At 28.9% G+C, this 23,813-nt stretch carries 21 protein-coding genes, 3 tRNA genes and 1 other annotated feature; of the genes, 18 read left to right on the top strand and 6 right to left on the bottom strand.

The window, feature by feature from the left end:
* Positions 1–321: IS3 family transposase (locus tag T369_RS0107375; protein ID WP_155835435.1), on the top strand; the 321-nt coding region annotated here is incomplete at its 5' end.
* A gap of 180 nt (positions 322–501) precedes the next feature.
* Here the strand turns inward: T369_RS0107375 and T369_RS0107370 are convergent.
* From T369_RS0107370 to T369_RS0107350, 5 genes are all read right to left on the bottom strand, one after another.
* Positions 502–966 carry an OsmC family protein gene (locus tag T369_RS0107370; RefSeq protein ID WP_031553744.1) on the bottom strand — a complete coding sequence of 155 codons (465 nt, stop codon included), beginning with the start codon at positions 964–966 and terminating at the stop codon, positions 502–504.
* Positions 959–2,134: a cobalamin-independent methionine synthase II family protein gene (locus tag T369_RS0107365; RefSeq protein WP_031553740.1), complete on the bottom strand. Its 1,176-nt coding sequence runs from the start codon at positions 2,132–2,134 to the stop codon at positions 959–961. The genes T369_RS0107370 and T369_RS0107365 overlap by 8 nt, the downstream gene beginning before the upstream one ends.
* Before the next feature lie 2 nt (positions 2,135–2,136).
* A complete protein-coding gene (locus T369_RS0107360) occupies positions 2,137–2,961 on the bottom strand; it encodes a phosphate/phosphite/phosphonate ABC transporter substrate-binding protein (RefSeq protein ID WP_031553737.1) in 825 nt (274 codons plus the stop codon).
* A gap of 19 nt (positions 2,962–2,980) precedes the next feature.
* Positions 2,981–4,099 (bottom strand): acyl-CoA dehydrogenase family protein, encoded by a 1,119-nt coding sequence (locus T369_RS0107355; protein ID WP_031553734.1) that lies wholly within the window; start codon positions 4,097–4,099, stop codon positions 2,981–2,983.
* Positions 4,100–4,203: 104 nt separating this feature from the next.
* On the bottom strand, positions 4,204–5,331 hold the full coding sequence (locus T369_RS0107350) for an acyl-CoA dehydrogenase family protein (RefSeq protein WP_031553731.1): 1,128 nt from the start codon (positions 5,329–5,331) through the stop codon (positions 4,204–4,206).
* Positions 5,332–5,684: 353 nt separating this feature from the next.
* On the opposite strand from T369_RS0107350, the gene T369_RS0107345 reads away from it, so the two are divergent.
* The 12 genes from T369_RS0107345 (at position 5,685) to brnQ (ending at position 18,794) form a co-directional block, all read left to right on the top strand.
* Positions 5,685–7,124, top strand: coding sequence for an amino acid permease (locus T369_RS0107345; protein ID WP_031553729.1), 1,440 nt, complete (start codon positions 5,685–5,687; stop codon positions 7,122–7,124).
* Positions 7,125–7,273: 149 nt separating this feature from the next.
* Positions 7,274–7,864, top strand: a complete 591-nt coding sequence (coaE, locus tag T369_RS0107340) for a dephospho-CoA kinase (RefSeq protein WP_031553727.1) — start codon at positions 7,274–7,276, stop codon at positions 7,862–7,864.
* On the top strand, positions 7,865–8,608 hold the full coding sequence (locus T369_RS0107335; RefSeq protein WP_031553726.1) for an ABC transporter ATP-binding protein: 744 nt from the start codon (positions 7,865–7,867) through the stop codon (positions 8,606–8,608). It begins immediately after the preceding gene.
* Positions 8,601–9,839, top strand: a complete 1,239-nt coding sequence (locus T369_RS0107330) for an ABC transporter permease (RefSeq protein WP_031553724.1) — start codon at positions 8,601–8,603, stop codon at positions 9,837–9,839. Before T369_RS0107335 ends, T369_RS0107330 begins: the two co-directional genes overlap by 8 nt.
* A gap of 13 nt (positions 9,840–9,852) precedes the next feature.
* A complete protein-coding gene (locus tag T369_RS0107325; protein ID WP_031553722.1) occupies positions 9,853–11,253 on the top strand; it encodes a protoporphyrinogen/coproporphyrinogen oxidase in 1,401 nt (466 codons plus the stop codon).
* Between the two features lie 35 nt (positions 11,254–11,288).
* Entirely contained in the window at positions 11,289–12,704 is a 1,416-nt protein-coding gene (locus tag T369_RS0107320; RefSeq protein ID WP_031553719.1) for a leucyl aminopeptidase, read from the top strand.
* A gap of 49 nt (positions 12,705–12,753) precedes the next feature.
* Entirely contained in the window at positions 12,754–13,098 is a 345-nt protein-coding gene (locus T369_RS08905) for an MptD family putative ECF transporter S component (RefSeq protein WP_051618991.1), read from the top strand.
* A 51-nt stretch (positions 13,099–13,149) separates the two neighbouring features.
* Positions 13,150–13,342 (top strand) — a binding site (T-box leader).
* Positions 13,343–13,550: 208 nt separating this feature from the next.
* Positions 13,551–14,372, top strand: a complete 822-nt coding sequence (locus T369_RS0107310; protein ID WP_031553716.1) for a transporter substrate-binding domain-containing protein — start codon at positions 13,551–13,553, stop codon at positions 14,370–14,372.
* Positions 14,373–14,390: 18 nt separating this feature from the next.
* On the top strand, positions 14,391–15,032 hold the full coding sequence (locus T369_RS0107305) for an amino acid ABC transporter permease (RefSeq protein WP_031553714.1): 642 nt from the start codon (positions 14,391–14,393) through the stop codon (positions 15,030–15,032).
* 9 nt (positions 15,033–15,041) lie between these two features.
* Positions 15,042–15,761 (top strand): amino acid ABC transporter ATP-binding protein, encoded by a 720-nt coding sequence (locus tag T369_RS0107300; protein ID WP_006364966.1) that lies wholly within the window; start codon positions 15,042–15,044, stop codon positions 15,759–15,761.
* Positions 15,762–15,996: 235 nt separating this feature from the next.
* Entirely contained in the window at positions 15,997–17,298 is a 1,302-nt protein-coding gene (locus T369_RS0107295) for an NCS2 family permease (protein ID WP_031553710.1), read from the top strand.
* 164 nt (positions 17,299–17,462) lie between these two features.
* On the top strand, positions 17,463–18,794 hold the full coding sequence (gene brnQ / locus T369_RS0107290) for a branched-chain amino acid transport system II carrier protein (RefSeq protein ID WP_031553707.1): 1,332 nt from the start codon (positions 17,463–17,465) through the stop codon (positions 18,792–18,794).
* A 65-nt stretch (positions 18,795–18,859) separates the two neighbouring features.
* On the opposite strand, the gene T369_RS0107285 is transcribed toward brnQ, so the two are convergent.
* Entirely contained in the window at positions 18,860–20,023 is a 1,164-nt protein-coding gene (locus tag T369_RS0107285; protein WP_031553704.1) for a class I SAM-dependent methyltransferase, read from the bottom strand.
* 171 nt (positions 20,024–20,194) lie between these two features.
* Here T369_RS0107285 and T369_RS0107280 point away from each other — a divergent pair, with 171 nt between their 5' ends.
* The 5 genes from T369_RS0107280 (at position 20,195) to T369_RS0107260 (ending at position 23,798) form a co-directional block, all read left to right on the top strand.
* A complete protein-coding gene (locus T369_RS0107280) occupies positions 20,195–21,691 on the top strand; it encodes a UDP-N-acetylmuramoyl-L-alanyl-D-glutamate--2,6-diaminopimelate ligase (RefSeq protein ID WP_031553703.1) in 1,497 nt (498 codons plus the stop codon).
* A 19-nt stretch (positions 21,692–21,710) separates the two neighbouring features.
* Positions 21,711–23,276, top strand: coding sequence for a peptide chain release factor 3 (locus tag T369_RS0107275; RefSeq protein ID WP_006364960.1), 1,566 nt, complete (start codon positions 21,711–21,713; stop codon positions 23,274–23,276).
* Positions 23,277–23,548: 272 nt separating this feature from the next.
* Positions 23,549–23,622 (top strand) — tRNA-Asn (locus T369_RS0107270).
* Positions 23,623–23,624: 2 nt separating this feature from the next.
* Positions 23,625–23,712 (top strand) — tRNA-Ser (locus tag T369_RS0107265).
* A gap of 11 nt (positions 23,713–23,723) precedes the next feature.
* Positions 23,724–23,798: transfer RNA gene (locus tag T369_RS0107260), tRNA-Glu, on the top strand.
* The last annotated feature ends 15 nt before the right edge of the window (positions 23,799–23,813 follow it).

Raw genomic sequence — 23,813 nt, 5'->3', positions numbered from 1 at the left:
ACAGCTAAAGCGCCTTATAGGAGAACTTTTCACTCTGATCAAGGGTGGGCTTATCAAATGAAGGCGTACTCGAAAAGATTAAAAGAAGAACGTATATACCAAAGTATGTCTAGAAAAGCAAATTGTCTAGATAATTCGGTAATGGAGAATTTCTTTGGGATATTAAAACAAGAGATATATTATGGAACTACATATGATAGTTATAGAAAGCTAAAATTAGCTATTGAAAAATATATAAAATATTATAATGAAGAGAGAATAAAAGAGAAACTAGGATGGTTAAGTCCTAAGCAATATAGAATAAAACATATGACTGTATAAATATAAAAAAGATAGCGTAGCAGTCATTACAACTACTACGCTATCCTAAGTCTAACTTTTTGGGGTCAGATCACTAGAATAAGTCTAGTTTTGCTTTTTTTACTAAGTAAATATTAAAGTTAATTATTAAATAAAGGTATAAATTAAAAGAAGTCGAGCAACTTTTAAGTTGCTCGACTTCTAATCAATCAATATGAAATCTATGTTGAATGATATTGAATTCTTTAGGGTATTATAAATGAAAGATTTGTTTAAGGATTTCTGACAAAAAGCTTGTAGTTCTTTTTCTTCAGTTTCTGAATATATGTAGAATATAATATTGCAGCTTTCAATTTTAGGTTCATCATTATAACCTTTAACACCAATTAGAGTTAAAGGATTTTTTAAATTAATATAAATCTTCCCTTCAAGTTCTTCAATTTCAATATTATTTTTTTTACTTTGTCGAATTAAACTGTGAGCAATTCCACCTAAGATTGAAGTAGCAAAATAGTTAATACTACTTTTATAATCAGCATTAATATCAAAACTAATTTCACTTGATACATTAATACTATTGTTAGTAGTGTATAATTTGAATTCGTTATTAGTTAAAATTCCCCTATATGATAAGTTGTAATTTGTAGATTCATATATGCTACTCATATAAATTCCTCAGTTCATTTTTAGCTTCTGTAAGGCGAGCTAATTTTTTGTCAATTACTTCCATAGTACTAACAGGTCGATTAGAAAAAGTAGCAAAACCACAATCAGGATTTAACCAAATACGTTCTTTCGGTATAAACTTCATAACTTCTTCAACTCTAGATATAATATCTTCTAAAAGCTCAATTTCATCTGTTCTAGGATTCATAACACCTAACCCCAGTATACAATTCTCTCTAATAATATTACTGCTAAAAAGTGAAGATATTTCTCCAGCTCTAGGTGTAGAAAATTCTAAAGTAAGTATATTGGGTAAGCATGTTTCGAATAAAGGTAATAGTGGTGTATAGGGACCTGTAAGAAGTATACTTTCATCTCTGCTCCAGTTCCCACGACACACATGTAGTGCTACCAATATACCTTTTTCTTTAGCATAAGATATAACAGGTTTAATTAGTTTTGTAGCAAATATTAATTCTTCTGTAGGATCTTTTTTTTCAGATAGTGCTGCACACATAAAGGATCTAGTTTTACCTTCAGAAAATACCACTTCTGTTAAGACTGGTTCATCAAATTGAACTATATCAATTCCTAAATGAGCTAATGTATCGACTTCTTGTTTTAATACTTGAATAATATCTTCACTAAGTTCTTCCTTATTAGAATAATATTTCTGTGATAGTGCAGGTAACCACATTGAACGAGTCATTAAGTATGGACCTGGAAGAGTTGCTTTGATTTTCTTTTTTGTTAATTTTTTTAACGCTATCATCTCATCAGCCACTAATGGTTTATTATATGTTATTTTTCCAGTACAAATAGCATTCTTTATGCTGATAGCAGGAACATCTAATATTTCCAAGATTTGTTCAAATCCTTGTTTATCTTCAATATAATCAAACATATCCGCCATACTCATCATAGAGACACCATTAAGCTTTTCAGCTATAAAAGAAACATAGTTATCACGGCTTAATTCTCCGTTTGTAATAATGTCAATATCATTATTTTCTTGAAGAGTTACAACATATTTTGTTTCTTCATCTAATAATTCAAAATATGTTGATTCATCTATCTTCCCTTTATTAAATTTTCGTTTTGCAGTTAATAGTTTTTTACTTCTAGGCATACTTCCAAGAAGAGAAACTAAGAAAGACGAATTAGACATAACTACTCACCATGAAATTCTTTGAAGAAATCTAAATATTCATTAGCTTCTGTTAGTTGCTTAAATCCTGTTGTACGACCTGGAATCCATTCTTTTAGACCTTCCATATCCATCATTTCTTTATGATCAGGATTGTTATAATCCATTTTATGTAAAACCTCGATAAATTTTTCGAAAAATTCTTTATCTAGTTCTGGATGTCCAGAGAAAATACAGTGATCAAAGAAATCAGTTTTATCTAGTATTTTAATTTGATTTTGATCTAATGTACCATCAGCTAGCCATGCATTATAATTTAAATCCAACATCCAAGTAGCATCCACTTCGCCGTTTTTTAGTGCGAAAGCAGAATCTAATTCTCCACCAACATGGTCACCATGTAGACCAACACCTAAGTCAAAACGTTTTTCTATATAATCTTTTCCATATTCTAGTCCATTTTTGTGAAGATGATTTATTGGTATCAACCTAGCTTGAGGTGAGTCGATCGCTCCAAATCCAATAGTTTTACCTCTAAGATCATCTAACGAGTTTATACCACTATTATTCTTCACTACAATAAATGAACTTCTATCACGGTCGGTATCTCGCATAGAGCCGTTAAGAGCTTTACCATTTGTACGTAAGTGAGAGTCTAACCATGCAAGTGGAGAATTCCATGCAACATCAATTTCTTTTTCTAATAGACCATCAACTTGTGCTTTGTAGTCTTTGTAATAAATGGTTTCTATTGGAAATCCTTCATCTTCAAAAAATTTCTCGATGATTCCCCAAATTACTGTAACCTTTGGATCATAAATTACTGCTCCAACTTTTAATTTTTTCATTAATATTTACCTCGTTTCATTATTTATTTGATATTAATTGTCCTGTTAATATATTTAAAAAGTCTAAACCTGGTGCCATTACTTGTCCAGCTAGTGAGTCGCGCAAAAATCTTTCCATATTTCCATAACGATTATACGCCTTACCACCACAAACTCGCATGCCAAGTCTAGCATTTTCAATTACTTTATCACAAGAGAACGCTCTTGCTGATACTATATTAAGAAATGCATCTTCTTCCTCTTTAGCAAAGCTTTCAGCAGCATTTCTAGATAATAATACAGATGCCTTTGTATTTTTAAAAATTTCTGCCAAATGTAATTGTACAGTTTCTATATCACTTAATGATTTACCGTCAGGATATTTTCTATTTGTAGTATGAGTGACAGCTTCATCTAAAATGGCTTGGCTAAGACCACTGTATACTGCAGCAAGTCCATTAATAAAGAATGGAACGGGGCTTTGAGCTTGTTCATTACCTTTACCTTCAGCACCAATTCTATAATGATAATCTAGTTTAAGATTATTTATACACATTTCACAAGATACATTTGAACGCATACCTAATCCATTCCAAGTACTTGTAGAAAAAGTTAATCCATTAGAATGTAGTGGAAATAGCCACTGTTCTGTTTCACCCACTATTTTATAAGGAACTAGGGTAACATAATAGTCTGCGTAATTACCAGAAGTTACCATACTTTTTTTACCATTAAATAATGCAAATTTTTCTTGAAAATCAACAGTTATTTCTGTAGTATTCATAAAATTAGTACCAGTTCCTGATTCACTGTATGCTAGTGCTAACATTTTTTTATTATATACTACTTCATTGCAAATTTCTTTTTTTAATGCATCACTACCATGGTCTAAAACAGTGACTAGTCCAACATTATGCATCATATAGCATAATCCTACAGATGCAGAATATTCAGAAAATGCCCTGCATACGGCTTCGTGCTCTACTAAAGTTAAACCTTTACCACCAAATTCTTTTGGAATTAAAAGATCTAGATAACCAGCATCTTTAATTCTTTCAAAGATGAATTCGGGAAATTCTCCTTTATCATCAGCATCTTTAGCATATGGTTTAATACTAGTTATTGCAAATTCTTTAGCGTCTTTATAAATATTAGTCATACCTTTTTTCTCCTTAAAATTGTATTAGAATTTAGATATTAATAGATTGGTAATATGAAAAATGTTATGGAATATAAGAACTATTAGTTTTTAAAAGTTATATTCTATGGTAATTGTTGACCAGTTATTGCTTTACCTAACCATATAGTTAAAATATCAACACTTGGAGCCATAATATGACTAGCAAATGCATCTCTTAAAAAGCGTTCCATATTTCCAACTTTATTATATGCTTTTCCGCCACCAACACGCATTCCTAAACGAGCTAGTTCTATTGCAGCCTCACTAGCGAATATTCTTGCAGATAGAATTTTTGCTAGCATATCTTCTTCCTTAGCTAGGAAACTACGTGCAGCCTCATTTGTTCCTAATACAGCAGCATTTGTTTGACTGTATATTTTTGCTAAGTGAATTTGAACAGTTTCAATTTCACTTAGTGATTTTCCGTCAGGATACTTTCTATTTGTAGTATGAGCTACAGCTTCATCTAAAATAGCTTCACAAAGTCCTGAATACACTGCTGCAAGACCAGTTATGAAGTAAGTAGCAACAATTGTAAATACTTGATCTACTCCAGAACCAGCTTCTCCTATTCTCAATTCTTTATCTAATTCAACATCATTTATTGCCATTTGACAAGAAACATTACCACGCATTCCTAAACCATGCCATGTAGAAGTTTTAAATTCTAAACCTTTAGCTTCTAGAGGGAATACCCAGTTATCAATACCACCCTCAACATCCGATGGAGTTAATACTAGATAGTAAGAAGCATATTCTGCTGATGTAACCATACTTTTTAGGCCATTAAATATTACTGAGTTGTCTTTAAAACTAGTTTTGACATCAGAAATATAGAAATGAGTTCCTGTACCAAGTTCGCTGTATGCAAGAGCCATGAATTTTTCATTCTCAACTATATCTTTGCAAATTTTAGTTTTTAACTTATCATCAGCATATGAAAGTACACAGTTTAAGGCAACGTTGTGCATCATATAACATAAACCAACAGTGGCACTAGATTTTGCAAAAGCACGACACGCATCAGCGTGTTCTTGCATATCTTTGCCAAGACCACCTAATTCTGTTGGAATCATTAGTTTAAAATATCCTGCACGACCTAATTCTTTGAAAACTTCTTCTGGAAATCTTTCCTTTTCATCAATTTCCTTAGCGATAGGGTCAATGTATTTTTTAGCAAATTCCCTAGCTTCGTTATAAAATGTTGTCATATAGATACCTCCAATATAAAATATATAGTTTATGTAGAAATTATAAACTACATATTTTATATCTGTAAACACTTTCTTACTCTGAAAATTAAGATTTAAATTATTAAATTTAAAATATTTTTATATATATTAAGTAAATGATTTTTTCTTAATACTAATAATAATAAAAGATTTTCAGATATATTATATATTTACTAATATAAAAAAATTAGACATATAAACGATAGCTACTATCAATTAGAGTGAGTGGTTTTGATGATAGTTATTTCAATCGCGGATTAATAAAATAGTTTACAATAATTACAAAAGCTAGTATAATTTATTGTTATATATACTATGAAAGGATGAGATTTATGGCAAATCAGAAAATGGAAAGAAATCTGCAAGCACGCCACATAAGTATGATAGCTATCGGTGGATGTATAGGTACAGGTCTATTTATGGCAAGTGGTGCAGTAGTGAGTAAAGTGGGTTCATATGGAGCAGTCTTAACATATGCATTAATTGGGGTAATAATTTACTTTTTAATGGCTTCAATTGGAGAATTAGCTACGTTTTATCCTGTATCTGGTTCATTTGGTTCTTATGCTACTAGATTTATAGATCCCGGACTAGGATTTGCAATTGGATGGTTATATTGGATATTATGGATTTTAGTTGCAAGCGTAGATATTATTACATTATCTAAAATCTTACATTATTGGGAATTCTTTAGACAGTTTTCTTCATTTAGTATTTGTGTTACTTTTTTAATTTTATTATACTTACTAAATTTAATAAGTGTTAAAGTTTTTGGTGAGATAGAATATTGGATTACTATAATTAAAGTAATAACAGTGGTTGTTTTCTTAATCGTTGGTATAGCTATTATTTTCGGTGTATCAAGCAATCCTGAAGCAGGATTACCTACATTTATAAAGAATGGAGATAAGACACTTAGTGCTGGAATTGGATTATTTGGTGTGCTTTCTACTGCAGCTTTTTCATTTGGTGGAACGGAAATAGTAGCCGTAACTGCAGGAGAGTCTCCAAACCCTAAAGAAACAATGCCTAAGGCAGTAAAACAAGTTTTTTGGAGAATATTAATTTTCTATATTGCAACAATGTTTATTATTTCTTCAATTGTTTCTGCAGATGATGCCAGACTACTTGATACTAATAATGTTACAGCTTCACCATTTACAATAGTATTTCAAAATATTGGTTTAGGTTTTGCTGCAATGATTATGAATGTTGTAATATTAACTTCAGTTTTATCAGCTGCAAACTCTGGAATGTATGTTTCTAGTAGGCAACTATTTTCATTAAGTTCACATAAATATGGTCCTAAGATGTTTAAAGAGCTTAATAGTAACTCGGTTCCTACGATAGCTTTATCATTTTCTTCAGTATTTATGGTAGTTTGTTTTATATTTGAAAGATACAATCCAAGTGGTTACTATATGTTACTTTCAATGGTAGGTATTATAGTTATGATTATTTGGATGGCATCATTAGTTTCTCAAATTAGATTGAGAAAAGCTATAATTAAACAAGGTAAAACAGCTGAAGAGGTATTACCATATACAGCAAAAACAGGAGTAGTAGGATCATATATTGCATTATTTTCATTTGCAATTATTACTATCTTACAGTTGGTATCAGATTATATTACAGGTGGTTTTTTACAAATGTCTTATAATTTAGTATGTCCATTAATTTGTTTAATAATGTACATCACTTTTAAGTTAGTAACGAAAAAGAAATTTGTAAAATTAGAAGAAATGAATATTGATCCGTATAAAGAAAAGTAAATATTGAGATAAAAAGAATTATTAACTAATTGATTGGGAAATCATGTGTTAATAATTCTTTTTATACGTTAATGAAATTCATTAATATATAGAAAATAATTAATCTTTATGATAAAATTATATTTAAGTAATTTTATGGAGATGATGATATGATTATAGGAATTACTGGAAGTATTGCATGTGGAAAAAGTACAATATCTAATTATTTAAAAAGTAAGGGTTACATTGTTATAGATGCTGATAAAATTGGACATGAGGCTTTAGATGATGACTATGTAAAAGAAAAATTAATATTAGCCTTTGGTAATGAGATACTTGAAGATAATAAAATAAATAGACAAAAACTAGGAGAGCTTGTTTTTGGAAACAGTAGTAATCTAAATGTTTTAAATAGTATTATACATCCTGAAATTAGAAAAAAAATTTTAGAAAAAATTGATAAAAATAATGATAAAGAGTTAATATTTATAGATGTTGCATTACTTTTTGAAGCTAAATTTGATGATTTAGTCGATAAGATTATTGTAGTTTATGTGGATAAAAATACACAGTTAACTCGTTTAATGAAAAGAAATTCTATTTCAAAAAAGGAAGCTTTAAGTAGAATAGTGAGCCAAATGAGTCCTATAGAAAAAGCGAAGTTAGGAGATTATACGGTAAATAACAATCTTGACGTTATTAATACTTATGAACAGGTGGATAAAGTACTTTCAGAATTAAAGAAAGGGCGTTGTAAATAAATGGATAATATTTTAAAAATAAAAAACCTAACAGGTGGATACAATAGAAAAAAAATAATTGAAAATATTAATATTGAAATACCTGAGGGTAGCATCACTGCGCTTATTGGATTAAATGGTGCAGGAAAAAGTACAACTATAAAACATATACTAGGACTACTTAGACCTATGGAAGGTGAAATAATAGTTGATAACAAAACAATAACTAGAGATAACGAAAGTTATCGTAGAAGTATTAGTTATATACCTGAATCACCAGTGTTATATGAAGAGTTAACACTTGAAGAACATATCAATTTAACAGCAATGGCTTATGGTTTAGATATGGAAGAAACATGGAAAAAAGCAGATATATTATTAAATTTATTTAAATTAAAAGATAAGAAAAAATTCTTTCCAGTTCATTTTTCAAAAGGTATGAAGCAAAAAGTTATGATAATTTGTGCTTTTTTAGTTGAGCCAAAATTATATATTATTGATGAGCCATTTCTTGGTCTAGATCCAATAGCTATCAATGATTTAATAAATCTTATGTGTGATAGAAGAGACAATGGGGCAAGTATACTTATGTCTACTCACATACTAGCAACTGCTGAGAAGTACTGTGATAATTTTCTAATAATTCATGAAGGAAAAATTCTAGCTAATGGAAATCTAGAAAAATTACGTGTTGAATTTAATATGCCAGGTGCAACTTTAGATGAAATATATATATCTTTAACTACTAGAGGCCAAGATGAGTAATATAGAAAATATCTTTATTGATAGAAGTAAAAGAGAAAGAGAAACTAGACTAAAATATAGTAAGTACATATTTAATTCGCACCTGATTATGTTTCTTATTATAGTAGCTGGGGCAGTAATAATTAATTACTCTAGTTGGCTAACAAGGGCAAGTAATTTTGAGTTGCATACGGTTTTTATTGTTGTAAGCATTTTGTTTAGTTACTTATTAGTAGCTTCAAAAGTGAAGACATATATAGAGGAAGCTGATTCTGTATTTTTATTACCATTGGAACAGTATTATTCAAAAATAGCTTCAAGAACAGTTTTAATAACGTATATTCAACAACTTATTTTACTGGTTATTTTTTATTTCATAACGAAACCAATAACAGATAAAATTGGTAGTTTTAATAAACTTGGGTTAGTAATTTTAATTATTCTAATTGCTTTTAATAATCTATTTAAATTAGCTGAAGTAGTTTATTTTCAAGAAAAAGTATTGACGAAGGGTCTACTGTTTATAACTATATTCAGTCAAGTAGTTGGGATATTTTTAAAACTAAATTATAGTTTATATTTAGGTATTATGTTATTTATACTTCTTATATTTATTGCAGTTCAAGAATATAATAAATTAAAAAAAGAAGCAGGTAAGGAAGCAGAATTTTATTATTTATTAAAATGGAATGAAGCTGCAGAGTATGATAAGCATAGGAAAGAAAGATACTTAAAATTTGTCAATATGTTTGTTGATGTACCACTAAAAGGTATTAGAGTTTCTAGAAGAAAGTATTTTGATATTTTATTACCTAGATTAAAGAGAAATAATTTTAACCAAGAAAATAGTTTTAGTTACTATTATTATAGAGTATTTCTTCGTCAAGAAAATACAATATATTTAGTATTAAGATTAATGTTGATTGCAGGAATTATTATTTCTAGCTTCAATAATATCTATGTTAGTGTGGCTACTATTATTTCTTATAATTATTTAGCAATTATTCAGCTTGTTCCATTATATAAACAAATAACTAATAATATGTGGCACAATATTTTACCAGTAAGTGAAAAAGTTAAAGTAACTAGCTTTAAGAAATTATTAACTATTGTTATGCTTGTATCCAGCGTTATTTTAACTTTAGTAAGTATATTTTTTGGAGAATTAAATCTATTTAACTTTATAGCTAATATCTCAGCTTTTATTTTTTCAAGTATATTATCAAAAGTGTTTATTTCAAAAGTAAAATAAAGGAGTAATAATCATGAAGAATATAGCAATAATTGGTGGAGGTCTATCCGGAGTATGTTGTGCTTATTACTTGGATAAATTTTCAGGTATTAATTCAAAAAAATTTAATATTGATTTAATAGAAAAGGATCTAGAATTTGTTAAAAATAAATTTGGAAAGTTTCAATATGGTCAAGAAATTTATGATAATGGTTGGCATGGATCTGTAAGTGAACAAGGAGCATTATTTTATTTAATAATAGAGTTGGGATTACATCGATATTTAATGAGAAGTAGTGATACTAAAAAGGTCTTTTATACAACGGAAGGAATAAAGTATTTACCTGAAAAGATGCTATATGGATATCCTTTAGATAAAAGTGAATTACTACTTTCAGATTTATTTACTTTTAAAGAAAAAATATCTATTTTGTATAATATGCATAACACTTTAGAAGATGAAAATATTCAGCAGCTAACGGTTGAAGAATTTTTTAAAGAAAATCTTAATGAACATATATACATTAAATTAATAGAACCGTTACTTACAAGTCATTATGGAAGTGAAGTGTCACTTCAGAATATGGTTAGTTTAATGCCAGAATTATCGTTTTTAACTATTCAAAGGGAAGATATAAGCAAAGTTTTACAAGAAATGTATAATCGAAAAGTTGTCGATAATATAACAATAGGATCAGAATATAGATTGAAATTCACATTGAAATCCTTTGTAGAAACGTTAGAGTCTAATTTTTCAGATAAGGTTTTCTTGGAAACTCATAGAAAAGTTGAGAAAATAGAGAAGCAAGATGATAGATATCTTGTTTATTCGAATGGTAGTATATATGAATATGACTATGTTATTCTTACTCTAAATCATAATAGTTTTTTACCATGGTTTGATAATGACTCAAAAGTAAAAGAATTTTATAATCATTTAAATTATGTTTCTAATATAGTAGTAACCTTTGTTTTTAAACGTGAAGAATTACATATCAATAGAGAAATTGGAGAAATAATTTTTCCTAGCGATGCAAGTAAATATGTTACAAAATTAGAATATGTAAGCAATAAGTGGATAGATATAAAAATGAGTGGCATTCAGATTGTTAGGGCATTTGTAAATAGACAAGATGCAGTTGAAATTCTAACTAATAAAACAGATGAAGAGATTCGAGACTTATTGATTGAAGAAATGAGAGAAGTTCACGGCTTTGTAGGGAATATAGAAAGGTATTATGTAAGTAGAATTAACAATAATTATCGTTTTTGTGATAATTATTATAATGATAATATAAATGAATTTAATGAATATATAAAAGAAAAATATCCTAATTTATATATTATTGGAAACTCTAAAAAAGCTACAAATATTGAAAATACAATATTAGAAGCTAAAGAGACAGCAAAAGAAATTCTAGAAAGTATTAAATAATAAATGAGAGGACGTACTTTGTACGAGTGAAGAAAATGAAATTTAATGTAAATTTAAAAGCAGGAATAAGTATTGAAATAGTTTTTGAAGGAGAGAATAAAGATAATAGAGTATTAACTTATGCAAAAGACAAAGATTTATTTTCAGGGAAATTAGGAGAATTTTATAGCTATTTACCTTTTGATGGAGATAAACAAATATTTGTAGGATTAGGGAAAAAAGAAGAATTAAAAGAGGATGAAGTAAGAGAAGTATTTTTCAAATTAGTAAAAGTACTTTTAACAAATAAAGAATATGAGGCTCAAGTTGAAGTACCTAGTATAGAACATGTTGATAAAAATACGTTCGTAAAAGCACTAGTTGAAGGATCACTACATGCTACATATAGATTTGATAAGTATAAAACTGATAAAAAAGAGTTACCAGAAATAACAATTAATATTTTAACAAATGAAGATATATCAGAAGATATTAAAGAAGCAGAAGCGGTTATAGAAGGAATATTTTTTGCTAGAGATTTGGTGAATGAAAGAGCAGAGTATCTTTATCCTGAAACTCTAGCTAATATAGCTAAAAGTGAATTAAGCCCACTAGGTGTAGAAGTTGATGTATATGATGAAAAACAATGCGAAGAATTAGGGTTAAAAGGTTTATTAGCAGTAGGGCGTGCTTCTGAAAGAAAACCTAGATTTATTGTTATGAAATATTTGAATAATAAAAATGACAGTGAGGTTATAGGTCTAGTGGGTAAAGGAGTAACTTATGATACTGGTGGATACTCAATAAAACCAACTGCTAACAGTATGGATATAATGCACTGTGATATGGGGGGAGCTGGAACAGTACTTGGTACAATGAAACTTATAGCAACTAGAAAGATAAAGAAAAATGTTATAGCTGTTGTAGGTGCTTGTGAAAATATGGTATCTGGTAATTCTTATAAACCAGGTGATATAATCCCAACTTTATCTGGAAAAACAGTTGAAGTTCTTAATACTGATGCAGAAGGAAGAATAACATTAGCTGACTCAGTCTACTATGTTACAAATGAATTAAAAGTTAATAAGGTAATTGATTTAGCAACATTAACTGGTGCATGTTTAGTAGCTTTAGGAGAAGTTTATACTGGGGCAGTAACAAATAATCAAGAGTTTTATAATGAATTAAGTCAAGCTGCTAAATCAGCAGGTGAACGTGTTTGGCAAATGCCAGCGGATGATAGTTTTAGAAAATTAAACAAATCGTCAGTTGCTGATATAAAAAATACGGGAGGACGATTAGGTGGCACTATTACCGCAGGATTATTTATAGAATATTTTGTAGCTAATAATGTTCCATGGATACATTTAGATATTGCTGGAACAGCCTACCTATCAAAACCTGAAAAATACTTACCAAAAGGTGCAACAGGTATCCATGTAAAAACATTATATAATTTATTAAATAAATAAATATAAAGTTCAAGAATGTATAATAGTATATTCTTGAACTTTTTCAATTATGGGGGGATCATACATACCTTGGTGGATAACTTCGCTTACAGGTGCAATTTTAGCTGATTTAGTTTTGAAAACAGTAGGTTATAATAATATCATAAGTCAATGTTTAGCTCTTAGTTTAATTAATATCGGTAGTGCTTGTGGGGCATGGATTCCTATAGTGTTCTTTGCTGATTCTTATAAGAGTGATTGGGTAGCGAGAGGACAATCTGTTGAAGCTATGGATGCTTCAATAAAATATGGATCAGGCTCATGGTTACTTTTAGGTATTTTTATTATTATTGTTTTAAGTTCTTTAGGCGTGATAATAGGGAGAAAAATTTTAAATAAATATCAAAGAAAATAAAAATAATTCTTGACAATAAATTATATAAGGTGTAGAATCATATAAAATAAAACAAAACCTTAGAAAAGAATAGTAGTGTAGTAAAAAAATTTTAGCGAGCTAGCGTTGGTGAGAGGTTAGTATTTTTTCTAAATGAACGCACTTTTTAGGTAATTATTTATAATTGGTAACTCTGCCTTAAAGAGATTGAGTGGGTATGCTAAATACCAAAAAAAGTGGCAACGCGGATTATTTCGTCTTTTTAAAGTTCATTTGAACTTTAAAAAGACTTTTTATTTTTCTGGATACTTTTATAAGATGTTATTATTTATTATTGATAACTTTTTTAGCATATCAAAAAGAGTGGCACCGCGAATTTTCGTCTCTTTGTAGCTGATTAGTTTCAGTTACAAAGAGATTTTTTATTTGTTACTTAATCTTTTCTAAAATATAAAATATAAGGAGATAATCTAATGAAGAAATTAATTTTATTTATAACATCAATAATTACAGTTTTCACATTAACTGCATGTTCAAGCAGTAGTTCTAAAAATAAACTTGAAGAAGTTAAAAGTAAAGGAAAAATAGTTTTAGGTGTATCACCAGACTATGCACCATATGAATTTTTAACAACTGAAAATGGAAATAAAAAAGTTGTTGGAGCAGATATATACTTAGCAGAACAAATTGCTAAAAAATTAGGTGTAGAAGTAGAAATTCAAGAAATGGGATTTGATTCATTAATAGCGTCATTAAATGCAAATAAAGTAGATATGGTTATTTCTGGTATAAATCCTACTGACGAAAGAAAAAAAGCAGTTGATTTTTCAGATGTATACTATACAGGTAAAGGTATCTTTGTTGTAAATAAAGATAGTGATGAAATCAAGTCAGTTGATGATTTGAAAAATAAAAAAGTTGGAGTTCAAAAAGGTTCAACATATGAAACTTATGCTAAAGAACAATTGAAAATTGATGAAAGTAACATTCAATCACTAACTGATGTTCCTAGTTTATTACAAGATTTAAAAAATAAAAAAATTGATGTTGTATTAATACCAGATGATGTTGCTAAAATTGCAATGAATAAATATAGTGATATCAAAATAAGTAGTTTTACAGCAGATAATGATCCAGAGGCAACTGGAATGGCAATAGCGTTTAAAAAAGGAAAAAATGATAGCAATAAAGAGCTATTAGAACAAGTTAATGCAGTAATTAAAGAAATTAAAGAGAAAAAAGAATTTGAACAACAACTTGATAAATATGCTCAAATTGCTGCACAAAGCGAATAAAAGAGAGGTATAAAATAGATGTTTGATTTTCTTCCAAATTATTACACAACATACTTAGATGCAACAATAACAACTTTAAAAGTTTCACTTATTGCATTACTAGTAGGATTAATATTAGGTATAGTAGTTTGTTTAGCAAAAATTAGTACGTATAAAGTATTTAATATTATAGCTACAATATATGTAGAAATAATTAGAAATACACCAATTCTAGTACAAATTATGATTATATATTTTGCATTACCTGAAGTTGGAATTTCATTTACTCCATTTATGTCAGCAATCATTGCTTTATCTATAAATTCAGGTGCATATGTAAGTGAAATATTCCGTTCAGGAATACTAGCTATTGATAAAGGACAAATGGAAGCAGGGCGTTCTCTAGGACTAAGTTATTTTCAAACTATGAAGCTTATTATTTTACCACAAGCATTAAAAAATAGTTTACCGTCATTAGGTAATGAGTTTATTTCTTTGGTTAAAGAATCTTCTATAGTATATTTTGTAGGTGTTGCAGATATTATGTTTACTGCAAATACTGTGAAAAACGCTACTTACCAAACATTTGGTCCTTACTTAGTAGCGGCAGCAATATATTTTGTTATTACGTCTATATTATCATTATTGGTTAAACGTTTAGAGAAAAAATTAGCGAAGTAGGTGAAGAAATTGTTATTAGAAATAAAAAATTTACATAAAAAGTTTGGAAAGTTAGAAGTATTAAAAGGTGTAAATATTAGTGTTGAAAAAGGAGAGAAAATCGCAATTTTAGGTTCTAGTGGTAGTGGTAAAAGTACTGCACTACGTTGTATAAATTTATTGGAAACACCTACAAGTGGACAAATTTTATATAATGGAGAAGATATTACAAAACATAATATTAATTTATATAGAAAAAAAGTTGGAATGGTATTTCAGAATTTCAATTTATTTCCAAATATGAGCGTACTAGATAATATTACATTAGCACCTAAAACATTTGGTGATGATACTGTAGAAAATATTGAGAAAAAAGCTATTGAATTATTAGATAGAGTAGGGTTAAAAGATAAAAAAGATGTTTATCCTGGAAGTTTATCAGGAGGACAAAAACAGCGTGTTGCAATTGCACGTGCATTAGCGAATTCCCCTGAAGTTCTTTTATTTGATGAACCGACTAGTGCTTTAGATCCAGAGATGGTAAAAGAAGTTTTAGATGTAATAAAAGAATTATCACAAGAAGGATTAACAATGGTAATTGTTACTCATGAAATGAATTTTGCTAAAGAAGTAGCTGATAAAGTTATCTTTATGGATGGCGGAATAGTGTTAGAAGAAGGAACTCCTACTGAAATTTTTGATAATCCAAAAGAAGAAAGAACAAAAGAATTTTTCTCAAAAATTCTATAAAATATATTACTATTATGAAATTGAAGGACTATAATAATGTTCGTAAAAAAACCTTGTATTAATGAATATAAGGTTTTTTTATTATCGTTTATTAGATATAGGGTTTTAAATATATCTATTTCATATAAAAATATAATAAAAAGTGAACATTTATAAGGTAGTAGTCTTGACAGAATTTAAAAAAAGGTATATCATTATGATGTTAAAAAACAAAAAATAAGGAGAATTTTCTTTTATGTTAGAACGTCTTTTTAAATTATCAGAGAATAATACGGATGCAAGAACTGAAATAGTATCAGGACTTATAACGTTTTTCTCTATGAGTTATATATTAGTTGTTAACCCGGCAGTTTTATCTGCTACAGGTATACCATTAGACAGAGTATTTACAGCTACGATTTTAGCGATTTTAGTAGGTACACTTATTATGGCTTTTGGAGCAAATTATCCAATAGTTATTGCACCAGGTATGGGGATGAACTCATATTTTGCTACATTAGCAGCAACAACTGGTTATAGTTATAAAACATTACTTGCAACATGTTTCTTAGGAGCAATAATTTTTGTTGTATTATCAGCTACTCGTTTTAGAGAAAGCTTAATAGATTCGATACCAAGTAACTTAAAATATGGAATCTCTGCGGCAATTGGTTTATTTATAGCCTTTTTAGGATTAAAAAATTCAGCTATTATAGTTGCAAACGAACATACTATCCTATCATTAGGTGATTTGAAAAATCCAGTTACTTATATGACTATTTTCGGTATCTTTGTTATTTTAGTTCTATTAGCGTTAGAAGTAAAAGGGGCAATTTTTATTGGAATGGCAGTAACTGCATTAGTATGTTATTTTACTGGATTATTAAAAATTGAGAAAATTTTTGGTATACCACATATGGATCTTAGTTTACTATATAATCCAGCGACTGAAAGTATGAATGTAATTCAACTAGGACTATATGGAATAGTCTTTACATTCTTGATGGTAACATTATTTGATACAACTGGTACTATGTTAGCAGTTGCAACTCAAGCTGGATTAGTGAAAAATGGTAAATTATTAAGAGCTAAAGAAGCGTTATTAGCAGACTCTTTAGCAACACTTACCGCTTCTTTATTTGGTAGTACGCCAACAAGTGCATACATAGAATCTTCATCAGGGGTTGCTAATGGAGGACGAACAGGTCTAACTGCTTTATCAACTACATTTTTTGTAGTAATATCAATTTTCTTCTTCCCATTAGCTAGTAGTTTAGCTTCAGTTCCATCAATTACGTCACCAGCACTTATCATTATTGGTTCATTTATGATGGAAAGTATTGCTAAAATTGACTGGTCTGATATTACAGAAGCTTTCCCTGCATTCATAACAATTATTGGTATTCCATTAACTGGGTCTATAAATGATGGTATTGCTTTTGGATTTATATTTTATGTTATTTTAAAATTATCAAAAAGACAATGGAAAGATATACATTCACTAATGTATATATTTGCTATATTGTTTGTAATTCAATTACTTTGGTTACATATTTAAAAGTATAATATTAAGGTGGGCATGATTTTTAATCATGCCCATTTTTTAATTATTAAAATAAAATTTTGTTTAAGTAGTATTTTTTATTATTTTAGTTGATATAATATTAGATATGTAGTATTATAAAGTATATTTTATTTATAAAAGAAAGGAAAATATTTATCATGAAAAAAGGTCTTTTAACAGGCTTGTTATTATTTGGTATCTTTTTTGGTGCTGGAAACTTAATTTTTCCACCAGCATTAGGAGTTAGCTCAGGTCAGAATTTTTGGCCAGCAATTTTTGGTTTTGTAGTTTCTGGGGTAGGTATAGCAATAGTTACACTTATTGTAGGTACTCTTAATCCTAACGGATATGGGGCAGAGATGGATGAAAAGATTTCTCCTTTATTCTCAACAGTATATTTAGTATTACTTTATTTATCAATTGGACCATTATTTGCAATTCCTAGAACTGCAGCTACTGCATTTGATATTGGAGTAGCACCAGTTGTTTCTGAAAGTAGTTTACCATGGCTTTTAATTTTTACAACTATTTATTTTATTTGTGCGTTTTTATTAGCTGTAAATCCTACAAAAATTCTAGACAGCGTTGGTAAAATACTTACACCTATGTTTGCTATATTAATAGTAGTTTTAGTAATACTTGGAATAATGAAATTTAATAATGCAGGTACAGCTGCTCCAACGTATGAAACTACTAGTTTAGCATTTGGTACAGGATTTATAGAAGGGTATCAAACTCTTGATGCGCTTGCTTCTGTTGCTTTTTGTATTATTGCAATGAGTGCATTAAAACAATTAGGTTTTAAAGATAAAAAAGAATATTTATCTAGTGTATGGATTGCTGGTATTGTAACAGGTATTGGTTTCAGTATACTTTATATTGGTCTTGGTTTATTAGGGAATAAATTTGCAGTTCCAGCAGATGTAATAGCAAATGCTAAAATTAATAAAGGGGCATATGTATTATCTGAATCTACTCGAGCAATCTTTGGTAATTATGGAAGTATATTTTTAGGAGTAATGGTTATATTAACTTGTTTTACAACTACAGTTGGTTTAATTGTTGCAACATCAGAATTTTTTAATAAAAAATTCCCACAACTTTCATATAAAACATATACTATAATTTTCACATTAGTTGGGTTTGGGATTGCTAATATAGGTTTACAAGATGTAATTAAATTCTCTGTTCCTATGTTATTATTCTTATATCCTATTACTATAGCATTAGTTTTAATTGTAATAGTAAACAAATATGTTGCATTATCAAAACTAGGTATGCAATTGACTATGTGTGTAGTAACTCTTATTTCTATAGTTACAGTAATCGGAAGTACATTCAAAGTTGAAGCTATAAATAATGTAATTGCAAAATTACCATTAGCTGCAGAAAGTTTAGCATGGCTACTACCAACAATAGTATGCTTAGTTATTTCTACCGTATTACCTAATAGACAGAAAGGTAAAGTATACGATTTTAATGAATTATAAAATCAAAAGCTTAAGATTGAAAATTGTCAATCTTAAGCTTTTTCAAATTTAAGGGTGTATAAAAATTATATAAGTTTAGCTACTTCATCTAGAAGGAACATTTTAATATTGAGAGAAGAAGTAAATTTTTCAATTTGTTTAATTTTCTCTTTATCCAATTTGGTAGATGTTTTGTATGCACGTATTAGTTGGTTTTTGGGTGTATTTTCTTCTGAAATAAATTCTACAATATCTGACTTATAACCAAATGCTTCAAGAACTTCACTTCTTATAGAATCCGTTAGCAGAGTAGAGAACTTTTCTTTTATAATACCGTGTTTTAACATAAATGGTAAGAATTCATTTCCTAGTTGTGAATTAATTTCTTTTTGACAACAAGGTACTGCAAAAAATACTTTAGCATTCCAACCTAATGCTTTTAATATCGCTATATCCGTTGCAGTATTACAAGCATGTAAACTAATTACCATGTCTATTTCATCTTTATTTTCGTAATCTATGACATCTCCATAAATAAAACTTAGATTGTTGAAATTAAGCTTTTTAGAAATATTATTACAATGTTCTATCACTTCTTTTTTTAAATCTATACCGATAATTTTAACATTAAGTTTAAGGACTTCACTAAGATAGTAATATGCTGAAAATGTTAAATAGCTTTTTCCACTACCAAAATCTAAAATAGTAATCTGTTTATTGGTATTTAGCTGAGTAGTAGCCTGTTTAATAAATTCCAAGTACTTATTTATTTGCTTGAATTTATTAAATTTACTCTTAATAATTTTACCTTCCTTATTTTGAATGCCTAATTCAATAAGAAAAGGGTATTTTTCTTTTTCATCTAAAAAGTATTCTTTTTTATTGTTGTGATTAAATGAGATATTTCTAGTATTGACTTTATTTCTATTTACATTTATTTTAAATTTTTTTGAAATTTTTATATTAATATTCTCATCACTTGTAGCAATGTTGATATCTTTTGCTAACTCAAATAATTTTATAAGTTCTTTTTTTACTGCTTCTGAATCGGAAGTTATAATATTAGTATGTTTGATTACTCTTTTATAACGATATTCAAATTGGATATTAATATTATTTTTTATACTGACTAGTTTTGCTATAACTTTTTCTAATTCTAATTCTTTATTTCTTATATTAGAGAAGGTAATTTTAGAGATATTATTATCAGATATTTGGTTTAATACTTCATAGATAATTTCGTGTTCCATTGTTACTCCTTCGTTTAAAAATTATATATTTCTTTTATATATTACAATAGATTTTGTTAATCCGCAACATTATGAGAAAAATTAAAGTTAAATTATAGGAGTCTAGTGTTGAGTATTACTGGTATGCATGGTATAATTTAATAGTTAGAAAATAAGAAAAAGGTTGATAGTATGAATATATTAGAAGTAATTAATAATATAAAAATTAAAACTATTTATGGAAAGCTTCCAAAAAGTGTAAATAATATCTCTCAAGATTCTAGGAAAATAGGTGAAGGAGATGTATTTGTGGCTATTAAAGGATATACTGTAGATGGTCATAATTATATTGAAAAAGTAATAGAACAAGGTGCAGCATTAGTAATAGCAAGTCGATATGAAGATTATAATATCGAAAATTGTGCTGTTATAGTTGTTAAAGAACATGAAATAGAAAAAATAGCTAGTATGATTGCTAAAGCAATTAATCATGGACCAGCAGTTCACACAGTTGCTGTTACTGGAACAAATGGAAAAACTAGTATTTCAACATTAGTTCATAATATGTTGAGAAATCTTGATGAAAGTAGTGCTTTTATTGGAACGAATGGTTTTGGAAAAAATGATAATGAGCCAGTGTATTTTGGAAATACTACTCCTGATGTAGCTACACTTCATAATAAAATAGGTGAACTTCGCAGAGAAAATATTAAAAACTTAGCATTCGAAGCATCATCACATGCTATGGCATTAGGAAGAATTTATAATGTTGATATTGATGTTGCTATTTTTACTAATCTTACGCATGAACACTTAGATTTTCATGGTGATATGCAAACTTATGCGTACGATAAAAGTCTACTATTTTCAACATTAGGGAATAACTTTTCTGAAGCTAAATATGGAGTTCTAAATAAAGATGATGACTATTATGGAATAATGTCAAAATGCCTTTATCATCAAGAAATTAACTATTCTGTAAAAGATGAAACAGCAGACTTTTATGCCTATAATATTAAGCAATTTAAAGAAAACGGTATTTATAAAACTCAGTTTTCACTAAACTCACCTGAAGGAACTTTTGAATGTACTACTAATTATATAGGTGACTTTATGGTTAGTAATGTTCTTGCTGCAATGATAGCAGTTTGGGTAAAAGGGTATAGTGTAGAAAAATTAGTAAGTATATTACCGAGTTTAGGTGCTTTATATGGTCGTATGGAAATCTTAGGTGATGGTTTACCTATTGATATTATTAGTGATTTTGCCCATACACCTGATGGATATAAAAAATTACTAGAAGCAACGAGAGAAATTAGAAAAGGAAAACGTACATTATTGTTAACTGGAATGGGAGGTGGACGAGATATCTCTAAAGGACCATTAATTGGTGAAATTATCTCAGAAGCTGACTTTGTTATAATTACTACTGATAGTCCACGTGACGAAGATGTAGAGGTTCTTATGGGAGCTATTGAAAAAGGTATGACACATAGAAACTATGAAAAAGTATGGTTTAGAACAGATGCTGTTAAACGTGTAATAGAATTAGCTGAGCCAGGCGATGTCGTTATTTTAGCTTCTAAGGGTCGCGAAGATTATGAAATTCTAAAAGGTGGAAAAAAAGTTTGGCATTCAGATCCAATTATAGCAGTAGATGAAGCTAAGAAGAAATTTGGTATTGAATAAAAATTGAAAGGATAATAACGTGTTAGAAAAAATAAAAGAACAAGTAGAAAAAAGAAGAACGTTTGCTATTATTTCACACCCCGATGCAGGTAAAACAACATTAACAGAGAAATTACTATTATTCGGTGGTGCAATTCGTGAAGCAGGTACAGTAAAAGGTAAAAAAACAGGTAAATTTGCGAAGAGTGACTGGATGGATATAGAAAAACAAAGAGGGATTTCTGTTACATCTTCAGTAATGCAATTTGATTATGATAATAAAATTATTAATATATTAGACACACCTGGGCACGAAGATTTCTCAGAAGATACTTATCGTACTCTTATGGCGGTGGATAGTGCAGTGATGGTAATAGATGGTGCAAAAGGGATAGAGGCACAAACACTAAAACTTTTTAAAGTTTGTCGTATGAGAGGTATTCCAATTTTTACTTTCATTAATAAACTTGACCGTGAAATTAAAGATCCATTAGAGTTACTTGAGGAAATCGAAGAAAAATTAGAAATAGAAACATATCCAATGAACTTACCGGTAGGTATGGGGCAAAATTTCTTTGGAATTATGGATAGAAAAAATCATTATATCGAACCTTTTAAAGAGGATAGTGATTTTGTTGAATTAGATGAAGAGTATAACATAGTTGATGATAATCCATTAGCAAATGATGCGATGTATCAAAAATGCGTTGAGGATATGATATTAATTACAGAAGCTGGTGTTGATTATGACTATGAAAAACAACTTAAAGGTGAACAAACTCCAGTATTCTTTGGTTCTGCATTGTCTTCATTTGGAGTAGAAAGCTTCTTAAATTATTATGTTGATAATGCTCCAACACCTAAAGGTCGACGTGGCGTACATGAAGAAGATATTAATCCAACTGATGCTGATTTTTCAGGATTTATCTTCAAGATTCAAGCTAATATGGATCCTAAACATCGTGATAGAATTGCATTTTTACGAGTTTGTTCAGGAGAATTTAATAGAGGAATGGATGTTTATTTAGCGAGAACAGGGAAAAAATTAAAGATTTCTCGTTCGACTAACTTCATGGCTGATGATAAAGAAACTGTTGATGTTGCTTATGCAGGTGATATTATTGGACTATACGATAGTGGAAATTATCAAATAGGAGATACTCTTTATCAAAATAAAAAAGTTGAATTTGAAGCCTTACCTTCATTTACTCCAGAAATATTTGTTAAAGTTTCAGCGAAAAATGTATTGAAGCAAAAACATTTCCATAAAGGTGTTGAGCAATTAGTGCAAGAAGGTGCAATTCAGTATTATAAAACTTTGCATACGAACCAAATTATCTTAGGAGCGGTAGGACAACTTCAGTTTGAAGTGTTTGAGCATCGTATGAAAAATGAATATAATACAGAAGTTATCATGGAACGAATAGGACAAAAAACTACTCGTTGGATTGAAAATGAAGAATCAATCAATGAAAATATGTCAAGCTCAAGAAGTATTTTGGTTAAAGATTTATACGATAATTATGTTTTCTTATTTGAAAATGACTTCGCTATGAATTGGTTCAATGATAAATATCCGGAAGTAAAATTATTTAGTAAATTATAAAATTATATAGTTAAAGAGTCGAATAAAGCAATAAACTTTATTCGATTTTTTTAATATATTAGTATATTTAAAATAAAAAAAGAACAAGAAAAATGACTTTATAACATTTTTGCTAAAAATAATATAATTAAAGAAATTAGATTTATTAAGCTACTTACTTTGTATAAAATAAGAATAAAAACATATTGATAATAAAAAAATAGAAAAAAACTATTGACATAATATAGATAGTTATGTATAATTATATTTGTTCGTTACAAAATGAATATTTATCCACAGTAGCTCAGTTGGTAGTAGCATCTGACTGTTAATCAGAGGGTCGTAGGTTCGAGTCCTACCTGTGGAGTTGGAGTAGTACTCAAGAGGCTGAAGAGGCGCCCCTGCTAAGGGTGTAGGTCGGGAAACCGGCGCGAGGGTTCAAATCCCTCCTGCTCCGTTTTTTTTATTGGCCCGTTGGTCAAGTGGTTAAGACACCGCCCTTTCACGGCGGTAACACGGGTTCGAATCCCGTACGGGTCACCATTTGAATTGAATTGA

This window comes from Gemella sanguinis ATCC 700632 (assembly GCF_000701685.1).
Lineage (GTDB): Bacteria > Bacillota > Bacilli > Staphylococcales > Gemellaceae > Gemella > Gemella sanguinis.
Note: the sequence above shows the minus strand (reverse complement) of the source record. Positions and strands in the feature narration are given on the sequence as shown.

Excerpts from the sequence above, each read along its gene's own strand:
- T369_RS0107370 (WP_031553744.1), bottom strand. The coding sequence starts at position 966 with ATGAGTAGCATATATGAATCTACAAATTACAACTTATCATATAGGGGA.
- T369_RS0107365 (WP_031553740.1), bottom strand. The coding sequence starts at position 2,134 with ATGTCTAATTCGTCTTTCTTAGTTTCTCTTCTTGGAAGTATGCCTAGA.
- T369_RS0107360 (WP_031553737.1), bottom strand. The coding sequence starts at position 2,961 with ATGAAAAAATTAAAAGTTGGAGCAGTAATTTATGATCCAAAGGTTACA.
- T369_RS0107355 (WP_031553734.1), bottom strand. The coding sequence starts at position 4,099 with ATGACTAATATTTATAAAGACGCTAAAGAATTTGCAATAACTAGTATT.
- T369_RS0107350 (WP_031553731.1), bottom strand. The coding sequence starts at position 5,331 with ATGACAACATTTTATAACGAAGCTAGGGAATTTGCTAAAAAATACATT.
- T369_RS0107345 (WP_031553729.1), top strand. The coding sequence starts at position 5,685 with ATGGCAAATCAGAAAATGGAAAGAAATCTGCAAGCACGCCACATAAGT.
- coaE (WP_031553727.1), top strand. The coding sequence starts at position 7,274 with ATGATTATAGGAATTACTGGAAGTATTGCATGTGGAAAAAGTACAATA.
- T369_RS0107335 (WP_031553726.1), top strand. The coding sequence starts at position 7,865 with ATGGATAATATTTTAAAAATAAAAAACCTAACAGGTGGATACAATAGA.
- T369_RS0107330 (WP_031553724.1), top strand. The coding sequence starts at position 8,601 with ATGAGTAATATAGAAAATATCTTTATTGATAGAAGTAAAAGAGAAAGA.
- T369_RS0107325 (WP_031553722.1), top strand. The coding sequence starts at position 9,853 with ATGAAGAATATAGCAATAATTGGTGGAGGTCTATCCGGAGTATGTTGT.
- T369_RS0107320 (WP_031553719.1), top strand. The coding sequence starts at position 11,289 with ATGAAATTTAATGTAAATTTAAAAGCAGGAATAAGTATTGAAATAGTT.
- T369_RS08905 (WP_051618991.1), top strand. The coding sequence starts at position 12,754 with ATGGGGGGATCATACATACCTTGGTGGATAACTTCGCTTACAGGTGCA.
- T369_RS0107310 (WP_031553716.1), top strand. The coding sequence starts at position 13,551 with ATGAAGAAATTAATTTTATTTATAACATCAATAATTACAGTTTTCACA.
- T369_RS0107305 (WP_031553714.1), top strand. The coding sequence starts at position 14,391 with ATGTTTGATTTTCTTCCAAATTATTACACAACATACTTAGATGCAACA.
- T369_RS0107295 (WP_031553710.1), top strand. The coding sequence starts at position 15,997 with ATGTTAGAACGTCTTTTTAAATTATCAGAGAATAATACGGATGCAAGA.
- brnQ (WP_031553707.1), top strand. The coding sequence starts at position 17,463 with ATGAAAAAAGGTCTTTTAACAGGCTTGTTATTATTTGGTATCTTTTTT.
- T369_RS0107285 (WP_031553704.1), bottom strand. The coding sequence starts at position 20,023 with ATGGAACACGAAATTATCTATGAAGTATTAAACCAAATATCTGATAAT.
- T369_RS0107280 (WP_031553703.1), top strand. The coding sequence starts at position 20,195 with ATGAATATATTAGAAGTAATTAATAATATAAAAATTAAAACTATTTAT.